Here is a 17,703-nt window from a genome sequence, read left to right as displayed (position 1 = left end):
AGGGTTGTCAGTGTGCATGGTTTTCTTTGTAAAAAGAAACTGATATGAACCCCCGACTAATCCTACGAACTATGATCTTTGATTTTGCATTCCAATTAGCTGCAGTAATGTTACCCGCCAATGCCCAGGTAAAACCTAAGGCGCCAAATAATGAAGTGGTAAACGCTTCTATTACTGAAAGCGGCGTGTTAAAGGTGATCCCCTCAAAAACATCATCCGCAAATGATTTTGACTTTTTAGCTGGTAACTGGAACATCGCCAATAAAAAACTAATAGGTAGGCTGCAAAACAGCAATGATTGGGAAAACTTTAATGCCAGGCAGGATGTAAAACTAATTCTGAACGGTATTGGCAACACCGACAGGTATTATGCCAACCTAAACGGGAAGGACTTTGAAGGAATGACCCTGCGGCTTTTTGATCCAAAAACAAAGCTTTGGAGTATTTATTGGGCCGATAGCAATTTGGGCAAACTGGATGTACCGGTGGTAGGCTCATTTGAAAATAATATAGGGAGATTTTATACAAAAGATACCTACAAAGGTAAAAAGGTAATTGCTATGTTTAAGTGGGATAAAACCAATCCGGATAAGCCAGTATGGAGCCAGGCACTATCTGCCGATAACGGAAAAACCTGGGAATGGAACTGGTATATGAACTTTGAAAAAGCAAGCAGCGAAGCTAAAGATCCTGAGCTTAGCGAAAACCAAAACATAAAAGTATTGGAGCTGCGTAATTACATTCTGAAGTTCGGCAAAAGAGATGATTTTATAAACTATTTTGAAAAGCATTTTATCACTTCGCAGAATATTTTAGGCGGGTATGTTTTAGGGCAATTCAGGATAAAGGATGTGGATGACAGGTTCCTGTGGTTCAGGGGCTTTAATGATATGAGTTCACGAAGTGTTTACCTGCCCGAGTTTTACCGCAAAAGCCTGGTATGGCAAAAGTTTAAAGCGGGCGCCAATGCACTTATTGACGATAACGATGATGTGCATTTACTAAAGCCTTTAAATGATACCGGCATTAACACCAACAGCTTTGCAAAGCATAAAGGAATAGCTGTGATAGATTATTATACAGCCAATGCAGGGCAGCTTGATCATTTGATCAGCTCATATCAAAGTAAATATGCTCCTTACCTGCAATCTATCGGTGTTAATAATTCAACCTTGTGGATCAGTGAACTAACTCCGAATGATTATCCTTCGCTGCCTGTTATCCAGGATAAAAACCTGCTGGTGGTTATTACATTTTATAAAGATGAGGTTGAATATCAATCAAAATTAAAGCTTATGGAAAGTAATATTGAACTGCAGAACAGGATCAAAAAGCTTATAAAGGGTAAAAACACGCTGATAAACTATCCCACAGGAAAATCATTTGGTGAGGTATTATAGGTGTTTGAGGAAACAAAAAGGGTGTCAGCCTGAGGCACTCGAAGCATGACACCCGTTTTTGTCATTCCTTCCTGTCTCAGCAGATTCCGAAAGGAACCCTGCACTGCGTGCTAAGAATGCGGCATTCTCTCATGCTATAAATTTTTGTAAACCCGATGCACGGTCCTCTCTGAGAGACTGCGGGAACAAAAAACTTTTACCTTGTTTCAATCGCGCCAGATAGGAAGACAAAAATTAAACCGCCCAAACAACCTCATTGTAGCCCGAATGCCGAATTACAAAATGGTAAATCCTAATTCCAAGATTGTAATCACAAAATGACTATTTTTGTGACTAGGTATCGGCCTGTCATATGAAAAAAATTTTACCTTTTATTTTTAGCCTGATTATTGCAACGGCAGCTTGTACCAAGAGCGACAATAAACCGGGTCCAGCTACCTCTACTGGAATTTCCAGCAATCCTGGTATTTATATTGCAGGGTTCGATGGCAGTCCCGGGTCGCACGATACAGCAATTTATTGGAAGAATAACGTTACTACACATTTAAGTGATGGTACAGCACTTGCATCAGCCAGATGCGTTGTTGTTTCTGGTACTGATGTGTATGTGTCGGGAGGTTTGTATAATGCTGGCATTGGAACAAAAGAACTTGCAGCGTATTGGAAGAACGGAGTTATAAACTATCTGACCGATGGTACGATGGATGCTTATTGTTTCTCCATTTTTGTGATAGGAAATGATGTATATGCAGCTGGTTCAATAAGCAGTAATGTACCTGCCACGTTCGGGGAAAATGGCTTTGCTACCTATTGGAAGAATGGTGTTGCCTATAAAATGACCGACGGAACAACTTTTTCTACTGTGTTTTCAATCTACGTGTCCGGAAGTGATGTATATGTAGCCGGTATAATCGGCACACAGGCTGTATATTGGAAAAATGGCATAGTGAACTATTTACCTGACTATTCCGAAGGTTCAACGGCAAATTCAATCGTTGTTTCTGGCAGTGATGTTTATATTGCGGGTACTGTATCTTCAACTCAGCTTGGATCGCAGGCAGTTTATTGGAAAAATGGGGTATTAACGAGACTGCAAATTCAAAATACGTTAACAACTTCTCAAAGCAACTGCATATTTGTATCCGGCTCCGATGTCTATGTGGCAGGCGATAGCGGTAACCAAAACAGTACTGAATATTTTGCAACGATCTGGAAAAACGGTGTGCCTACCACTTTAACGCCTACAGTTAACTATACCATAGCCAAGGCTGTTTTTGTCCTCGGAAACGATGTTTATGTAGCAGGTAACAAAGACACTGGGGATGCTAACGGTGATCGGATAGCTATGTATTGGAAGAATGGAGTGCCTACCTATTTAACAAATGGAAAGTCTTTCGCAGACGTATGGTCGCTCTACGTGAAGTAACTTATCAGCCAACTTTTAGCTTTATCCTTTCAGCTTTTCTCATCAGGCGTGAGTCTCCCGCGTTTCCGTCTTCGCAGATTCTCCTGAAAGGAACCCTGCACTGCGTGCTAAGAATGCGGCATTCTCTTATACCATAAATTTCTGTAAACTCAGCGCAAGGTACTCTCTGAGAGACCCCCAATGCTATTAAGTTAAGAAAATGTTGGCTATACTAACCACATAACTTCTTCCAAATGCCCCACCTAAATCCTCCCTGGTAGGGAGGACTTTAAAAAAAAGAAGCGTGGGCGAAGCAAAAGTCTCCCCTACCGGGGGAGATTTAGAGGGGGCTACCAGGCTTTTGGGGAGAATCTTGTTTGTGTTTCCCTTAACTTAATAGCATTGGAGAGATTCAGAGGGAACAAAAAAAGTGACTTACATTTCATTCCACTCCCCCAATGTAATCACATCTGCCTGGCGCATGAAAACTTTTGTAGTGAGCACGCGGTGTATTTCCTCGTCCCTATCTTCACAACAATCTGCTAATACGGTAATGCGATAATCTTTATCGGCCGCCTCCCGCAGTGTTGATAATACCACGCCACTGGTAGCAAAGCCGGTTAATACAATATGCTTAATCTCCTGTGCCCTTAAAATAACTTCAAGATCACTCCCGGTAAAGGCGCTGATGCGGCGTTTAACAACAGTAACCTCATTAGCTGCAGGCGCCAGGTCGGGATGCACTTTAATCATTTCATCAGGGGTTACAGCCGAATATCTTTCTTTACCGCCGCCAAAAATTTTATTGTTCTGGCTTATCTCAGGTGCGCCTGCTCTAAAGCCTACCACAACGTATATAACAGGTATGTTTTTGTTGCGTGCATTAGCTATGGCGTTAGCTACATTGCTTAAAAGTGTTTTTGTATCAGTAAGACCGGCAAGTACAGTTAACTGCATGTCCATTACCAAAAGGGCTGTGTTTTGTTGCATTTTATCGGATTTAATTAATCAATTCAGGGCAAAACTAACTGATTACCGAAGGTTCGTTATGAGACAAAAGTCTCAAAATTATTTTTTCGCCCTGATCCTGGTGAGCGTTCTGCGGTTCATGCCAAGGTAGGAGGCAAGGTTTGAGAGTGAAACGCGTTGTAACAGATGAGGGCTGTTTTTCTCGATATACTGGTAACGCTCTGCGGGGGTGTACATCCTGAACAGGTTACTATGTGCGCTTAAATCGACCAATATGCGGCTTAGTAATCGCCTGCCAAAAATCATTATTTTAGGATCAGCATGGCAAAGTTCTACCAATGTTTCCCTGTTTAAGACCCAGATTTCGCTTTTTTCGCCTGCTTCTATGGTGAATTCCGATGGAATGCCGGCCTTGCCGTTTATATGGTCTGAAGTTATAGAACCTTCAAGGTGGAAGTGCATATTAATTTTAACGCCTTCCTTGTTATAGCAGGTGCGCAGGTGACCGCTTTCCACAAAATAAAAAGCAGTACAGATTTCGCCTTCTTTTAGCACTATATCACCTTTTTGAAGGACCTTATGCTCAAAATGGCTTACTAACAGGGACACACTTTCCGCTGAATCAGGAATCAATGGACTGAGATATTCGAGCAATTTTACATTAGCCATTTTCAAAGATACAAAACATCAAAGATCCCTGCTGTTTAGTTCTCAGGAAGGGAAATTGCTTTTTTTCTTACCTTGCATCGAAACAGTAGCACAGACAATTATTAATAACAACTTAACCATTAATAATGATGCAAAAAACCGAATGGTTCAACAGAAAGTTCCCTGTAATAGATGACAATGGGATTTTGCCTTCAATTATTGAACGTTTAAGCGGAAGCCCCGCACGGATTGAAGAGATAACCCGCAATCTGCAACCGGCATTGCTTACGCTGAAGCTGAAGGATAAATGGACAATTAAAGAAGAAATAGGACACCTTTCAGACCTTGAACCCCTTTGGCTGGGCAGGCTTCACGACCTGGTAAATAAGGAAGTTGAGCTAAGGGTTACCGATCTTACCAATCAAAAAACACATACTGCAAATCATGATGCGACAGACCTGGAATTGCTATTACAACGTTTCAGGGAACAAAGGCAACTATTTGTAAACAAGCTTTTGAGCTTGAATGATGAACAATTATTACATTCCTCATTACACCCGCGCCTTAGAACCCCGATGCGGATCATCGACCTGGCATACTTTGTTGCAGAGCATGATGATCATCATTTGGCGAGTGTGAGGGAGATATTAACAGCAGATTTGTAATCTGTAGGCCTTGGGTTCGAATCCAGATGGGATCACGACCTGCTTTTAATGAGATTAGAGGCGATTAAACAAGCCGGATTTTTCCATTCATTTTTTTTGAGCCTGTCAATTATTTAAGATAATTGACAGGCATACTCATACACTCATTTGTTTTTAAGAACTATTTTAGAGCTGCCATCTTTATAAAGTATTTTTAAAGTAGTTATTTTCCCCTGATCTGAAATGAATTTAAGCCGGATATCATCCGTGTCAACAAAACGGAAAAGATCTTGCCCGAGAGGAGCAAGGGCATATTTTTGATCTCCTTCGCGGTGAAAGAAAAGCTTACCGTCGGCTATAAACAATTGACGATTGCCATAAGTACCAACGAAATTTTTCAGAACGGATGTATTAACAAGAACGGGAATTTGCTGTGCCTGCACATCCTCCATTAGCCATTGGTATTCCGGGCTTTTCTCAGGATGAGTTTTGGACAGATCCTGTAATGCGCTCACGAGTGCAGTGTTATATGCCTTACTAGCCTCTACTTTAATGTCTGGTTCAATGCCGGTTCCTTCCCAATCAGGGGTAGGCCTGGAGAAGGGCATGTTTATATAAAAACGGTCAGAAATTGCTTTACGCTCAATCCCATGAGCGGCGCCACCGGTAGTTTCGCCAATCAGGGTCGCTCTTTTATGGATCTTCAAGAGCTGTGAAAAACCTTCCGCCGCTGAATAAGTGAAGTGGTCGATGAGGAGGTAAACCGGGATCCTGGGCATCTTGGCGCCAGGTACGTAGGCAAGGCTAAAATCCTGATCATCATCAAATAAATAACTGGCAATCAGTGAAACGCTGGTGCTAAAGCCCCCGGAGTTACCCCTGATATCAATGATCAGCGCATCCGAATTACTTAACGCATTCATGGCTGCAACTGCAGTGAGGCCCGCCACTAATGGATCCGCGAAGTTGGTTAGTTTCAGGTACCCGATATTACCATCCAGGTTACTGATCTCTTTAAATCCATAATTGACAGCACGGTACTTTTCCGCCCTTTTGCTTCGCAGCGCAAGGCTGTCGGCATGGCTTACAGATGCCTTTGAATCGCTCACCCATGCCGGGTCATAGAATATTCTGAAGTGCCGGTCTTTACTGAATTGTACAAGGTCGGCAGTAAGCGAATCGGCCAACGCATTTGGGTCGCTCACCCCGGTGTAGCCGCCGGAACTTGCTTTATTAGCAATATAGATTGCTAAGCGGCTCCCGGTTTCCGGGAAAACATACAACGCCTTAATCAAGTGGCAGGTGGAATCAATGACCTGCTTTTTTTCGGTTGAGGTTAGCGGCGCAATGGTAGTTTGTGCAAACAAAGTTTGGTTTATTAGTAAAAAACCAGCGGACAAAAGTAACAGGATGTAAAATTTCATAGCCGCAAGATAGCAGCTGGTTAAAATATAAAATTGTACAATTGTAAGCCCGGGCAAAAGGCTGGCCTGGCTCATGATGAAGATGCGGCAGTATGCTTATCAGAAAAAATCCAGTTGATATCTCCCCTCGGAAAAGAGGCGATCTTTTTGTAAAAGTCTTTAGGGGTAAGGCCGGTAAATGACCTGAAATCCCTGATCATATGCGACTGGTCAAAATAAGCGGCCTGGCCGGAAACATTGGTAAGTGAGGTTGATTGGCCAGAAAGACGGTAAGTTGCCAGGGCATGCCTGAACCTAAGCACTTTTTCAAACCGGGCAGGGCTTGTTCCAACGTATCGTTTAAATGAGGTATGCAGGGTATCCCTGGAAACCTTGAAACGCAAGGCAAGATTACTAAAGTTCAGCCTTTGACCTTCGTTTTCAAGGATCTCGTTCATTAATGAATGTAAAAAGGGGTGATTGAAATTCCTCAATTTCGAGAGCCAGTAATTTTCAATGGAATGCACCTTTTTATTATTATCAGAAAGACTATACAATGTGTTGATGTGAGCTGTGAAGTCGGCAAAGTAATTGAAATCGGCGAACACGTTTTCCTGGCTAAGATCACCTGGTTTAATGTCCACGAAATGGTTTATTCCAAGCGGTTTGAAACAAATGTTCCATTCCTGGATTGGCCCTTCGTATGACCATGAATGCGGTTCGCCAAAGTTAGATATCAGCAAACCCGATGGGTCACAACCTGCCTGGTGCGTTAACGAGACCTGGAAATCAGTTGCGCGGCAAACAGCTGATTGGTTAATGGTTATGAAATGATTGACACCCGGAAATGCCAGGTAGTGCTCCGGCGGTTCTTTTTCATGACGCTCAAGTAAATAGATCTCTGCTATAAACGGCTTTAAAAGCGGATGTGCCGGGGCGTAATGTGTAATGTTCATTAATACTTATTATCATTTATTAGTATCCATCAACTTCACCAGCTTACCATTAAAATCCTTAACTCCAGCCCCCAAGCCAGTAAAAAAATCCTCATCCACCTTATTAATGATCTCCACCGCCTGCCTCGATATAGCAACACCACTCTCAGTTAAAGTAACTGACTTTGCCCTGGTATCAGTATGATGCTCCCGCCTTTCAACCAGTCCTTTTCTTAATAAGGTTTTAATTATGGTTGAGGTGGTCATCGGGTCGATCTTGCTGTGGTGCGACAGATCGATCTGGGTTATACTTTCCTTTGTTTTTGAGAGCCACAGCAAACTGGCAAGCAAAACAAATTGCGGATGCGTTAGATCAATTTCGTCCAGGGCTTTTTTAATGGCCCGGTGCCACAAGGTGGTTACCTGCCAAAGCAAAAACCCCGGACTTTCTTCGGCTTTCTTCACGTTGAACGCTTCATCTGCTTGTTTCATACACTACAATTTACTGGCTGCTTCAATTTGTTTTTTAACATCCCCGGGTAAGGCCTTTACAATGTCGCTTGCAACCAGTTTTACCCATACAAACGCCAGCAATCCTTTTACCGAAATGGTATTGGTGATTTTCAGGCCTTCCGGAGTTTCTTCAAAAGTATGGTTATCATACATTTTAGCCAAAGGAAACGGCGTTACGTCAAGAAAACTTTTATTGGTAACGGTTTCCAGCAGCTCCACTTTTAATTTCGGACCGCCCTTTGGTTTTAAAATAAAGAAATTTCCTTTTTCAAATTTCCCTTTTAATTCGGTAAACTCAATCCCTTCATCCCATGAAGGCCAGTTGTTTACATCAGCAAATAGCTTCCACATTTGCTCTTTTGTTACATCCTTGGTTGTAACTGAATACGATTTTGTCCACATAGTTTTAAATTTGATATGGACAAATATAATAACTATTTATATAATATGTATACTTATAATAAAATTATTTTTTTTATTTTAATTTATAGCTGGTATTAAGTCAAAAGTTCTAAGCCGGAAGTTGAATTTTGTATTTTTCTGACTTAGAACTCAAGACTTTAGACTCCATACTAAATTTCAATCTGCATACGCCAGGGCACTGGGCACCCGCTTCTTTTTCCGTTTTTTACCCCACCAGATCATAAAACCCGTAACCGGGAGCGATGCTGCGGTTAAGCCCGACAGGAAATAAATGATCTTGCTGCCAATGCCCAGCGCCCTGATCCTGCCTGTATGGAAATCATAATTGCTTTTGGCAATGTTGTCATAGGCTGTATAATCTTTGTACAGCTCGGCTTTTAAAACCCTGCCCGTATATTGATTAAAGTAAAGGGTACTTTGTTTCCGTACAATGGCATATGGGTAGCGCATCAGGATACGGATGGGGGCAACGCTGTCTGTTGCCGGCGATAAAAAGGTTTCCGTTGCCCCGCCGTTAGTGGCGCTCATGTATTGATAAGCCTCGTCAAGGCTGTAATGCCTGCCCTTTACCGGTTTTGATTTTAACTTTTTTTCCTTTTTAGGGACAGGCTGCCCGGTTAAAAATGCAAGTGTGCTTTTGGCGGAATCATACACAAAGAAAATTCCGGTAACAGAAATAATTAGCAGAACGAGCAAGGCATAAAAGCCCAATACGCTATGCAGCTCCCAGTTAACCAGTTTCCAGTTTTTGCTTTTAAAGTTGATGGTGACCGCCCGTTTAAAGAACCGTTTTTGTTTGGGCCACCACAAGATGAGCCCGCTGATGCACATAATTAAAAAGATAAGCACATTGCATTTGATGATTGCCGAACCCACATCACCCAATAAAAGGTGGGTATGGATCTTTTGAACAACCGTAAAAAAATCACGATCGAGGTTTTTAACACCTATTATTTTTGAAGTATAAGGATCAACGCTGATGGCATGCTCCTTTTTGCTGTAAAATATAATGGCCGCATCCTTACTTTCCTTAAAGCGGATACTGGTTGTTTTTTCTTTTGGGAAATGCGCTTTAACCGTATCTGCCATTTGGCTAAAGGATACTCTTGCGTTTCCAGGGTGTTCCACATGATAAAAATCATGCTGAAACAGCTCTGTGCCTTCTTCCTCAAAAACATAGAGCGAACCGGTAACCGCCACAATAAAAACAATGAGCCCGCTGGCCAGGCCAAGGATAAGATGCAGCTGGCGGATTAAATACTTAAAGGTGATCTTTTTAGTGGTCATCTAATGGGTGTGCTTAAAATTTTAAATTGATACTGGCTGTCAAGCGGGCAGGGTTCTGCGGGGCAAGGCGAAACGACCAGTATTGCTGATTGGTAAGATTATCCAGTTTTAAACCGAACCGGTACCGGGGCTGATCATAAAATGCGGTAGCATCAATAATGGTGTATGACGGGATCCTGAAAACAAATGTGGTGGTATTGGTTTGATAAGAAGCGCTGCCGTAATTGCCACCCAAACCAAAACCGAGTCCCTCGGCTTTGCCGTTCATTAGCTTATAGCTTAGCCATAAATTGGCCAGCCTGTCGGGTCCTGAAGCTGCCGGGCGCAAACCCTGAACGGAGGCGTTTGCTTTGGTGAAAACACTGTAGTTGTACGCATAGCCGGCAATAACATTAAAGCCTGGAAAAGGATTGGCAATTACCTCAGCCTCAAAACCCTTGCTTAACTGCGTGCCGTCCTGCATAGAAAACCCGGCATGGTCAGGGTCATCCCTGGTTACATTGCTAACGGAGATATGGTAATAGCTCAAAGTAGAACTGATCTTATGCTGCCAAGCATCCAGCTTTATACCTGTTTCCCACTGGTTGGCTTGCTGGGGTTTAAAGGTATTGCCGTTAAAATCGGTGCCTGTAGCATTACTAAAGCCGTTCATGTAATTTCCAAACAGCGATACCTGGTCTTTAATAAGCTGGTAAACTAACCCGAGTTTTGGCGAAAGCGCGGTTTGTGCATACTTACCAACGGTAGAGTCTGCATTGGGGTAGTAGGTGCCTTTGTTATTAAACCTGTCTGCGCGTATGCTCAGCATAACGCTTAATTTATCCGTTAGGTTAAGCACGTCCGATGCATATGCACCATAGGTAGTCTGGTTGGTTTGATAATAAATATAAGGACTGGTTGCAGCTAACGCGTTTACTTTGTCTGCATTGTAGTTATTATAAGCGGCGCCCGGATGCTTAAAGTTAATGGTCGGCATGGTAACGGTGGTATAGTCCCGGTTACTTTTCTGGCTGTAAACATCAACACCAACAACCAGCCTGTTGCGCAAACCGCCAATTTTAAAGTCGCCGGTAAAATTTTGCTGAACATTTAAACCATAATAAGGGAAATCTTCTTTTTGCACGCTTTGCTTTAATGTGGAATCGCTCACCCCGGTTAACTGGGTCACAAAGCCTTTAGTAGTTGAAAAAGTACGGGCAAATGATGTTTGTGATTTCCAGGTGCTTGATATTTTATAATTAACCTGCCCGAACACATCAAATTGTTGGCTGGTATAATCAAGGGTATTGTTGATAAACGAGAGATTATAGTTTATGCCCAGGTCCTTAATGTTGTGAACCTTGCTTTTAGCATTGGCATAAGGCGCCAAACGGTATGCCGAGGTGGCGTTGTAGTTACTGATCTCCGCATCCAGCTGGATTGATAATTTGTCGTTAACCTGGTAGCTAAAGCTCGGAGCGAGGAAAATACTGCGGGTGAAGCCCTGGTCCTGGAAACTGTGTTCGCTATGCACCGCTGTATTTATGCGGAACAAAGCAGACTTATCGGCGTTTAAAGGCGTATTGATATCGGCAGTTAGCCTGTTCAGGTCAAACCCTCCGGCTGCATAGCCTACTTCTCCTTTAAAGGTATCAAAAGGCTTTTTGGTTACCCGGTTAAAAAGGCCGCCAAATGAGATCATCCCGCTGTTAAAAAGGGTACCCGACGGACCTTTTATCGCTTCTATTTTTTCAATATTGGCAGGGTCAACACTGTTATAATCAAAACCCGATATGCCGTTCCTGACCAGGTTTTCGGTGGGAAAACCCCTCGATAATAAGGAACTGCGGCCATTATTATATACTAAGGGAACACCGGCACCCGGGATGCTTTTATAGGCATCATTAAAATTAGTAACCACTTGTTCCTTCATCAGTGCGCTGGTGACTACACTGTACACCTGCGGGTTTTCCAGGTTTTTCAAGGGCAGTTTTGAAATATCATCAGTCTCTTTTTTTAGGAACTTGTTGGCCTTATAGTCTTTAACATACACCCCCTGTAATTGCTGTTCGTTTTCAGTCAAAATAAAATCAGCCACAGTGATGTGGCCTGATTTTACGGTTATTTGCCTGGTTTGCGTATTCAGGGAAACAAAGCTGGCAAAAATTGTATAATTACCCGGCTTAACATTGTGAATAGTATAATGCCCGTTTTGACCAACGCCGGTGGCCTGGCCGGTTTCTTTGATCGTTACTGTTACAAATTCAGCAGGCTGCCCATCTGATGTTTTAACGGTTCCTTTAACGGAGCCATTAATATTTTGAGCAGATAACGGGGTAGATATGGAGAGGAGGAGTGAAAAGGATAAAATATAGTTTAAGCGCGCAGCAAAAAAATAAGTTAAAGTAAAATGCATAGTTTTGTTCAAATAGTAATGGTTAAACAGATCGTTGTTATTGCCCGGTGTGAAGTTTGCCGACCGATCACCGGGTTTTTTATGCGGCAAAGTTATTCTTATTTAGATTAATTACAAATAATAATCAATCGTAATACCATACTATATTGCTTGCTTTTTATTTTGAGGATGCAGGGCTGCAGACTTCGCACTGAAGGCATTATTGGCAATTACCTCCAAAATCCCCCAACTTTTTGCTAAAATCCCCCAATGAATGAAAATTTTAAAACCCTACCTTTGCCGCTTCATAGCACACGTCCGTGTGCATTGTGATAAGGTTTAGGTTAAAACCCCCGAACAGCGAGTGTAAGGGGGTTTTTATTTTTTAGTAAATACGAAATAACCTAATCCTGGCTTTTAGAGAACAACAGGTTTAATGACACCTTAATACTGTCGGAAATTAAATCGTTTTTAATAAGGGGGAAAAGCCATCCCGATTTATAATAAATTCCCCAATCAGTACGGTTAATAGAAAATTCAGCGTTCGCTTTAATTTTGCCTTTGGTTTGAATAATAACGGCAGCAAAATTAACAGGCTTGCTGATTCCTTTAAGCGTCAGGTCACCCGTTACATTAAATTGAGATAATTTATTGCCGGGAACAACTTTTTTGATTGACATAGTAGCATTTGGGAATTTTGCTACAGAAAAGAAATCAGTGCTTTTAAGGTGCTCATCAAGACCTTTCCTGCCTTTCCAGAGGCCCTGGTCTGTGCTGGTTATGCTCGTCATGTCAATATTAAACGTACCTGTTTGTGTTTTATCTTCTTTGGATAAAACCAGGCTGCCGGAAGTAAATTGTATAGTTCCGTTGTGGCCTTGTCCCAAAACATTTGTCCCCTTCCATATCAACTGGCTTTCTTTGGTCATTAATTTAAAAATTAAAGGTGCTGGTTCAGGGTCGGCCGGTTGAATTGTTTTTAACAGCAAAAGGGCTAATACTGAAAAAAGTAAGCTGGTTTTTATCATGATGATTACGGTTAATGAAGTGGTTTTTGTGTTTGAACAAACGTAACCAGCCATCCTGCTTTATGGCGCAAATGAGATGTAAAATGAGCGTAACAGAATGTAAATTTTTTGTAAATGCATGCTAACTATCCTCAAATTATATCAAATAGCTTATTTTTATGCATGAAACTGAAGATCCTTTTTTGTACCCCTGTCGTTTTGCTGCTGTTTATTCCCTGGCTAATTATAGGAAAGCGCCAAAACCAGGTTGATTATGCTGAAGCAGCAAAGCAGATCACCTTGCGACAGCTGGGGCACCAACTCCTTTTATTCGCGGGCGATTCAACTTCAAGGGTGTTACCAATAAAGCAGCTTTCGGCAAATGAATACCAGGTGCAATTTGAAAACCGGTTTACTTTTGAGCCTGATTCGCTTGTTAAGATAATTAACAACAGCATGCGTGCCGGTAAAATTCCGTTAAACTATATTGTTAATGTAGTAGAATGCGCTCATAACGAAGTTGTTTACGGATTTTCCATGTCGCAGGAGCAGAAAACTAATATTGTTCCGTGCCGCCGCAGGGCGCAGCCTGAAGGATGTTATTATATAAATGTGCTTTTTCCCGAAGCTAGTTTGTTGGGCGCTAATAATGCGGCAGCCTATACCGGCGGATTCCTGGTGATTACCCTCCTGGGGTTTTCAGGTTTCCTGTTTGCGAGGAAAAAAACTGCCGCTCAGCCGGAGGAAAAAAAGGATCAGGATGAGCCGGTAAACATTGGCAACTACCAGTTTTATTACGACCGCCAGCTGCTGATCAATCAGCAACTGCATACGGAACTTACTATTAAGGAATCGAAATTGCTGAGCCTGTTTGCAGAAGCCCCCAATCAGTTACTGGGAAGAAAACAGTTATTAAAAATTTGGGATGATGAAGGCGTTATTGTTGGGCGAAGCCTGGATATGTTTATTTCAAAGCTCAGGAAAAAATTACAACATGATCCCTCGGTTCGTCTTGTAAATATTCATGGAAAGGGGTATAGACTGGAAATTTCGCAGAAATAGGAAATCAATAATGACTCATCGGGTCTGTGTCATTAAGTTAAGAGATAACACAAACGTGATTCTCCCCAAGAGCTTGGTTGCCCCCTCTAAATCTCCCCCGGTAGGAGAGACTTTAGCTTCGCCCGCGTTTATTTTTTTCAAGTCCTCCCTACCGGGGAGGATTATTCACGGTTGTTTATTTTTTATGGGCGTTCATGAGGGCTATGCCGTTTAGGTGGGGCTATTGGATGAAGTTATGTGATTAGTATAGCCAACATTCTCTTAACTTAATGACATTGCCCATCGGGTCTATCCCTTTGTAAAAAAACCATAATAACAAAATATATTGCCTCGTTAGAGGCTACCCTTGCCCAGCAAGACATCTAATAGGTTAAGCTAAGGTTATTTTATACCCATATACTTTTAGCATCCACTAAACATTTCCTTAACACAGGCGTTAAGTATGCGGTAAAATCTGTAAGTTTAAATAATAAAGCAGATTGCAATCTTATCATGCCCGACAAAAAACCATCACCTCCAAAAACACATAAAGAGCTAACCTATACCGAAAAGGTTTGGCATACGGTAGGTATTGTTGCTATAGTAGCCATACTTATACTAATAGCCCGGGTTGCTTTTGGCGTGCTGCTGATGGCGCTGGCAGGCTGCCTTATTTCGGTTTATTTTCATGGCCTTGGCGATGTTATTCAGCGTAAAACAAAATGGAGCCGCCGGGTCAGCATGATAGTTTCTATCGCAGGTTCGTTTATTATCTTAGGATTTTTGCTTTGGTTTATGGGCAGCAAGATCCAAACCCAGATCTCGGACCTGAGCGATACATTACCCCGCACCATCAAAAATGCAAAATTAAAACTCGACGAAACACCTCTGGGGCGTAAGGTGCTCCAGGCAACATCAGGTGGTAGCTCCGATAAACTTTTTGCAACAGCCAGCCAGTTTTTTAGCACCAGTTTTGGCGTTTTGGGCAATATGTATATCATCTTGTTTTTAGGGATCTTTTTTACGGCCAGCCCCTCGCTTTATAAAGATGGATTGATATTGCTGATCCCACCGGATTATAAGGATTTAACCCGGAACATAATAAATCGTACCAGCCTTACACTAAAAGGATGGCTAAAAGGGACAATGATCTCAATGGTTATGCTTATTATTTTAATCCCGGTTGGCTTAAGCATAATGGGCATCCCGCTTGCTTTGGTGCTCGGGTTGCTGGCGGCCATCCTGGTAATTGTGCCAAACTTTGGCTCGTTTATCGCCATGATCCCCGGCGTATTGCTGGCCCTTACCATAAGTACCGATACCGCTATTATAGTGGCCCTTATTTATATTGGGGTACAAACATTGGTGCAAAATATAATAGCGCCAATTATCCAGAAAAAAATGATCAACATGCCACCGGCTTTAACCATTATAGGGCAGTTGGTTATGGGGGTGCTGGGTGGCGCAATGGGTATAATAATGGCAGTGCCTGCGCTGGCAATAGTAATGATCCTGGTTGACGAGATCTATGTAAAAAATATCAACCCCGAATAAAAGAATTACAGTAATTACATCCGCATTCTTAATGATACCGACCGGCCAAGCGCCTGTATAAGCTCCGGATCTAAAGATTTTTCCTCATCTTTTTGAATCCAAACCCTTTTGTCATTCTTTATCAGTGCTACCTTTTCTCCATTTACAAGTAACTGTAATTCAGTAGTATACTGATTAATTATCTTACTGTCTATAATCTGGTAGATGTAATCCTGGTCATTAAAAGTTATTCGCAGTGGCAATCCCATGTTCTAATCCTCGGGATAAAGATAGCTTTTAATGACAATTAAACTACAGTTGGGTTGTGTTTAATAATTTAAAAAACGATAGATCCGCCTAAAACAAATTCTTTCAATTAACCTTTATTAATTATCAATTAAATTGAAAGGTATGAAAAGGATAATTCCAGCCTTCATTATATTACTGTTTGTTTCGGCATGTACCGTTGATTTTAAAGGTAACCAGCAGATCAGCGAAATCATAAAAAAGAAGCTCAAAGCGGTATCTGTTAGCGTTATTGATGGGGTGGAAGCAAACACAAATGGTTTTAACGGCAGCAAAAAAGAAATTGTAGTCGACCTTGGCGGAAACTCCACTATTTCAAAAACCATGCTGGTAGGCTTTGCTTACCATTGTGCTGATACTGCTTATCAAATCCTTACTATCAACAAGGCTAAATTACCCTCATTTTTCCAGGTAAGAATAAAAGCCGGGGGGATGACCTCGGATAATATGAACTTTAAATCAGTTCTTTTAGCAAAAGACAATGAAATTACCACTAAAATAAAAGCCTTTATGGCCGCAGTTGTACAAAAACGCTATGATGCGCTGCCTGCGGATATGGAACCCGGGCTGGATCTTACATCGATTATTAGCCTGCTTAAAAACGCCGATGCATCGGGCAATGGGGTAAGCGGTTACCAGTTCATCGGTTTACAGCAGGCCATGGGCTTTCACAACCCCGATAAAAAGCCTATGGAAGTTATACAAGGCTGGGTAATGCTGTCTGCAAAAGGTACCACCACTAAATACCCTATGCTTTTTGTGGCTAACCCGGCTAGTAACCAGCTATCATCTGTTTACATTAATCCTAAATAACAACTTACAGGATAACAATTGTTCTGTTGCTATCCGGTAATGAAGTGATTTAATTTTGTACATCTTTTCATTCTTTGTAATCATATGGAAGGTATACCGCAGCCGGATTACTTAGTTTTAGCTAATTCAAAAATGGCAATAAAGGGATATTTGGGTGGGATTTATTATGATTGATCCTTGCAATTATAACATCCAGTGTTCGATTTGCAAGGAAGAAGCCGAACTAAACGTGCTTAATCTCCCTTGCAATAGTTAAATCATAGGCAGATTGTAAGCCCATCCAATATTCTGCGCTTATGCCTAAAATCATTTCCAACTTAACAGCTAGCCGGGCATTAATATGCCGTTTACCTTTAAATAGTTCGCTTAGGTTGCCGGGCAGCATCCCGATTTGGCGGGCAAAAACAGTTTTCTTTAATTCGCGCTCCTCAACTTCCTCTAAAAGCAATTCTCCCGGATGAATGGCAACAGGAGTTCTTAACTCATTGCCATCTTTATCAAATACATTTGCCATGTTTATGAATAATGATTGTTCAATTCTTCAATACAAATAACCTCGAGCCTTACATTATTGTCTTCTTTTTCAATTCTAAAAATAATTCTAAAAGCCCTGTTGACTCTTATCGAATATTTACCATCCAGACTACCTGATAGCTTTTCAAAATGTAAAGACTTTAATGCACGCAAAGAATTAGTATTTTGTGATTGCTCTATCTGAATGATCCTTTTAATAAACCCTAATTCAATATCAATATCAATATTAAATCGGGGCTTCCCGTCGGTTTTGCCATTCTTATAAAGTTCTGCTAAATACTCATCTTCAATAATAACCTTCATTCATTATTGTTTTACCAAAAATAGGTAAAAAACATTATTTATCAAATTTTGGTAAACGAGTTGGCTTAATTAAAATACAAGTGCCTGTAGTTTGTGTTTGCTAATATTTTTAGCATTATATTTGCTGTAAATATTGATGAAAGCTAATTTAGAATGTTTTTTAAG

The 17,703-nt window shown here is 41.4% G+C and carries 18 protein-coding genes; 6 read left to right on the top strand and 12 right to left on the bottom strand.

The features are described from left to right. The first annotated feature begins 71 nt into the window (after positions 1-71). On the top strand, positions 72-1,400 hold the full coding sequence (locus tag BUE31_RS16160; protein WP_143167141.1) for an NIPSNAP family protein: 1,329 nt from the start codon (positions 72-74) through the stop codon (positions 1,398-1,400). Between the two features lie 352 nt (positions 1,401-1,752). Beyond that, positions 1,753-2,826 carry a hypothetical protein gene (locus BUE31_RS16155; RefSeq protein WP_073404824.1) on the top strand — a complete coding sequence of 358 codons (1,074 nt, stop codon included), beginning with the start codon at positions 1,753-1,755 and terminating at the stop codon, positions 2,824-2,826. A 414-nt stretch (positions 2,827-3,240) separates the two neighbouring features. Here BUE31_RS16155 and BUE31_RS16150 read toward each other — a convergent pair whose 3' ends face one another. Together BUE31_RS16150 and BUE31_RS16145 are read right to left on the bottom strand one after the other, a co-directional pair. Continuing rightward, the gene (locus tag BUE31_RS16150; RefSeq protein WP_073404823.1) at positions 3,241-3,795 is read right to left on the bottom strand and encodes a cysteine hydrolase family protein; all 555 of its coding nucleotides are present in this window, start codon (positions 3,793-3,795) and stop codon (positions 3,241-3,243) included. A gap of 78 nt (positions 3,796-3,873) precedes the next feature. Beyond that, on the bottom strand, positions 3,874-4,443 hold the full coding sequence (locus BUE31_RS16145; RefSeq protein ID WP_073404822.1) for a Crp/Fnr family transcriptional regulator: 570 nt from the start codon (positions 4,441-4,443) through the stop codon (positions 3,874-3,876). Positions 4,444-4,568: 125 nt separating this feature from the next. Between BUE31_RS16145 and BUE31_RS16140 the strand changes: the two genes are divergently transcribed. Beyond that, positions 4,569-5,087 carry a DinB family protein gene (locus BUE31_RS16140; RefSeq protein ID WP_200801934.1) on the top strand — a complete coding sequence of 173 codons (519 nt, stop codon included), beginning with the start codon at positions 4,569-4,571 and terminating at the stop codon, positions 5,085-5,087. Between the two features lie 143 nt (positions 5,088-5,230). Here the strand turns inward: BUE31_RS16140 and BUE31_RS16135 are convergent, their stop codons facing one another. From BUE31_RS16135 to BUE31_RS16105, 7 genes are all read right to left on the bottom strand, one after another. Then, a complete protein-coding gene (locus BUE31_RS16135) occupies positions 5,231-6,490 on the bottom strand; it encodes a S41 family peptidase (RefSeq protein ID WP_159440700.1) in 1,260 nt (419 codons plus the stop codon). A 71-nt stretch (positions 6,491-6,561) separates the two neighbouring features. Further along, positions 6,562-7,425, bottom strand: coding sequence for an AraC family transcriptional regulator (locus tag BUE31_RS16130; protein ID WP_073404820.1), 864 nt, complete (start codon positions 7,423-7,425; stop codon positions 6,562-6,564). A gap of 12 nt (positions 7,426-7,437) precedes the next feature. Continuing rightward, positions 7,438-7,896 carry a MarR family winged helix-turn-helix transcriptional regulator gene (locus tag BUE31_RS16125; protein WP_073404819.1) on the bottom strand — a complete coding sequence of 153 codons (459 nt, stop codon included), beginning with the start codon at positions 7,894-7,896 and terminating at the stop codon, positions 7,438-7,440. A gap of 3 nt (positions 7,897-7,899) precedes the next feature. After that, positions 7,900-8,319 carry an SRPBCC family protein gene (locus BUE31_RS16120; RefSeq protein WP_073404818.1) on the bottom strand — a complete coding sequence of 140 codons (420 nt, stop codon included), beginning with the start codon at positions 8,317-8,319 and terminating at the stop codon, positions 7,900-7,902. Between the two features lie 177 nt (positions 8,320-8,496). Further along, positions 8,497-9,627, bottom strand: coding sequence for a PepSY-associated TM helix domain-containing protein (locus BUE31_RS16115; protein ID WP_073404817.1), 1,131 nt, complete (start codon positions 9,625-9,627; stop codon positions 8,497-8,499). Between the two features lie 13 nt (positions 9,628-9,640). Next, complete coding sequence (locus tag BUE31_RS16110) at positions 9,641-12,112, bottom strand: TonB-dependent receptor (RefSeq protein WP_143167140.1); 2,472 nt, start codon at positions 12,110-12,112, stop codon at positions 9,641-9,643. Between the two features lie 293 nt (positions 12,113-12,405). Next, positions 12,406-13,029, bottom strand: coding sequence for a YceI family protein (locus BUE31_RS16105; protein ID WP_073404985.1), 624 nt, complete (start codon positions 13,027-13,029; stop codon positions 12,406-12,408). Between the two features lie 162 nt (positions 13,030-13,191). Between BUE31_RS16105 and BUE31_RS16100 the strand changes: the two genes are divergently transcribed. Together BUE31_RS16100 and BUE31_RS16095 are read left to right on the top strand one after the other, a co-directional pair. Then, positions 13,192-14,070 (top strand): winged helix-turn-helix domain-containing protein, encoded by an 879-nt coding sequence (locus tag BUE31_RS16100; protein ID WP_073404984.1) that lies wholly within the window; start codon positions 13,192-13,194, stop codon positions 14,068-14,070. 492 nt (positions 14,071-14,562) lie between these two features. After that, entirely contained in the window at positions 14,563-15,603 is a 1,041-nt protein-coding gene (locus BUE31_RS16095; RefSeq protein ID WP_073404816.1) for an AI-2E family transporter, read from the top strand. Positions 15,604-15,617: 14 nt separating this feature from the next. On the opposite strand, the gene BUE31_RS16090 is transcribed toward BUE31_RS16095, so the two are convergent. Continuing rightward, entirely contained in the window at positions 15,618-15,851 is a 234-nt protein-coding gene (locus BUE31_RS16090) for a hypothetical protein (RefSeq protein ID WP_073404815.1), read from the bottom strand. Positions 15,852-15,993: 142 nt separating this feature from the next. On the opposite strand from BUE31_RS16090, the gene BUE31_RS16085 reads away from it, so the two are divergent. After that, positions 15,994-16,701 (top strand): hypothetical protein, encoded by a 708-nt coding sequence (locus BUE31_RS16085; RefSeq protein WP_073404814.1) that lies wholly within the window; start codon positions 15,994-15,996, stop codon positions 16,699-16,701. Positions 16,702-16,924: 223 nt separating this feature from the next. On the opposite strand, the gene BUE31_RS16080 is transcribed toward BUE31_RS16085, so the two are convergent. Both BUE31_RS16080 and BUE31_RS16075 read right to left on the bottom strand, forming a co-directional pair. After that, the gene (locus BUE31_RS16080) at positions 16,925-17,215 is read right to left on the bottom strand and encodes a HigA family addiction module antitoxin (RefSeq protein ID WP_073404813.1); all 291 of its coding nucleotides are present in this window, start codon (positions 17,213-17,215) and stop codon (positions 16,925-16,927) included. A gap of 2 nt (positions 17,216-17,217) precedes the next feature. Then, positions 17,218-17,538 (bottom strand): type II toxin-antitoxin system RelE/ParE family toxin, encoded by a 321-nt coding sequence (locus tag BUE31_RS16075; protein WP_073404812.1) that lies wholly within the window; start codon positions 17,536-17,538, stop codon positions 17,218-17,220. Between the last annotated feature and the right edge of the window lie 165 nt (positions 17,539-17,703).

The sequence above is a fragment of the Mucilaginibacter sp. OK098 genome, from assembly GCF_900142915.1.
In the GTDB taxonomy this organism is placed as follows: domain Bacteria; phylum Bacteroidota; class Bacteroidia; order Sphingobacteriales; family Sphingobacteriaceae; genus Mucilaginibacter.
The sequence above is the reverse complement of the archived record's forward strand: the minus strand, read 5'-3'. Positions and strand labels throughout refer to the sequence as shown.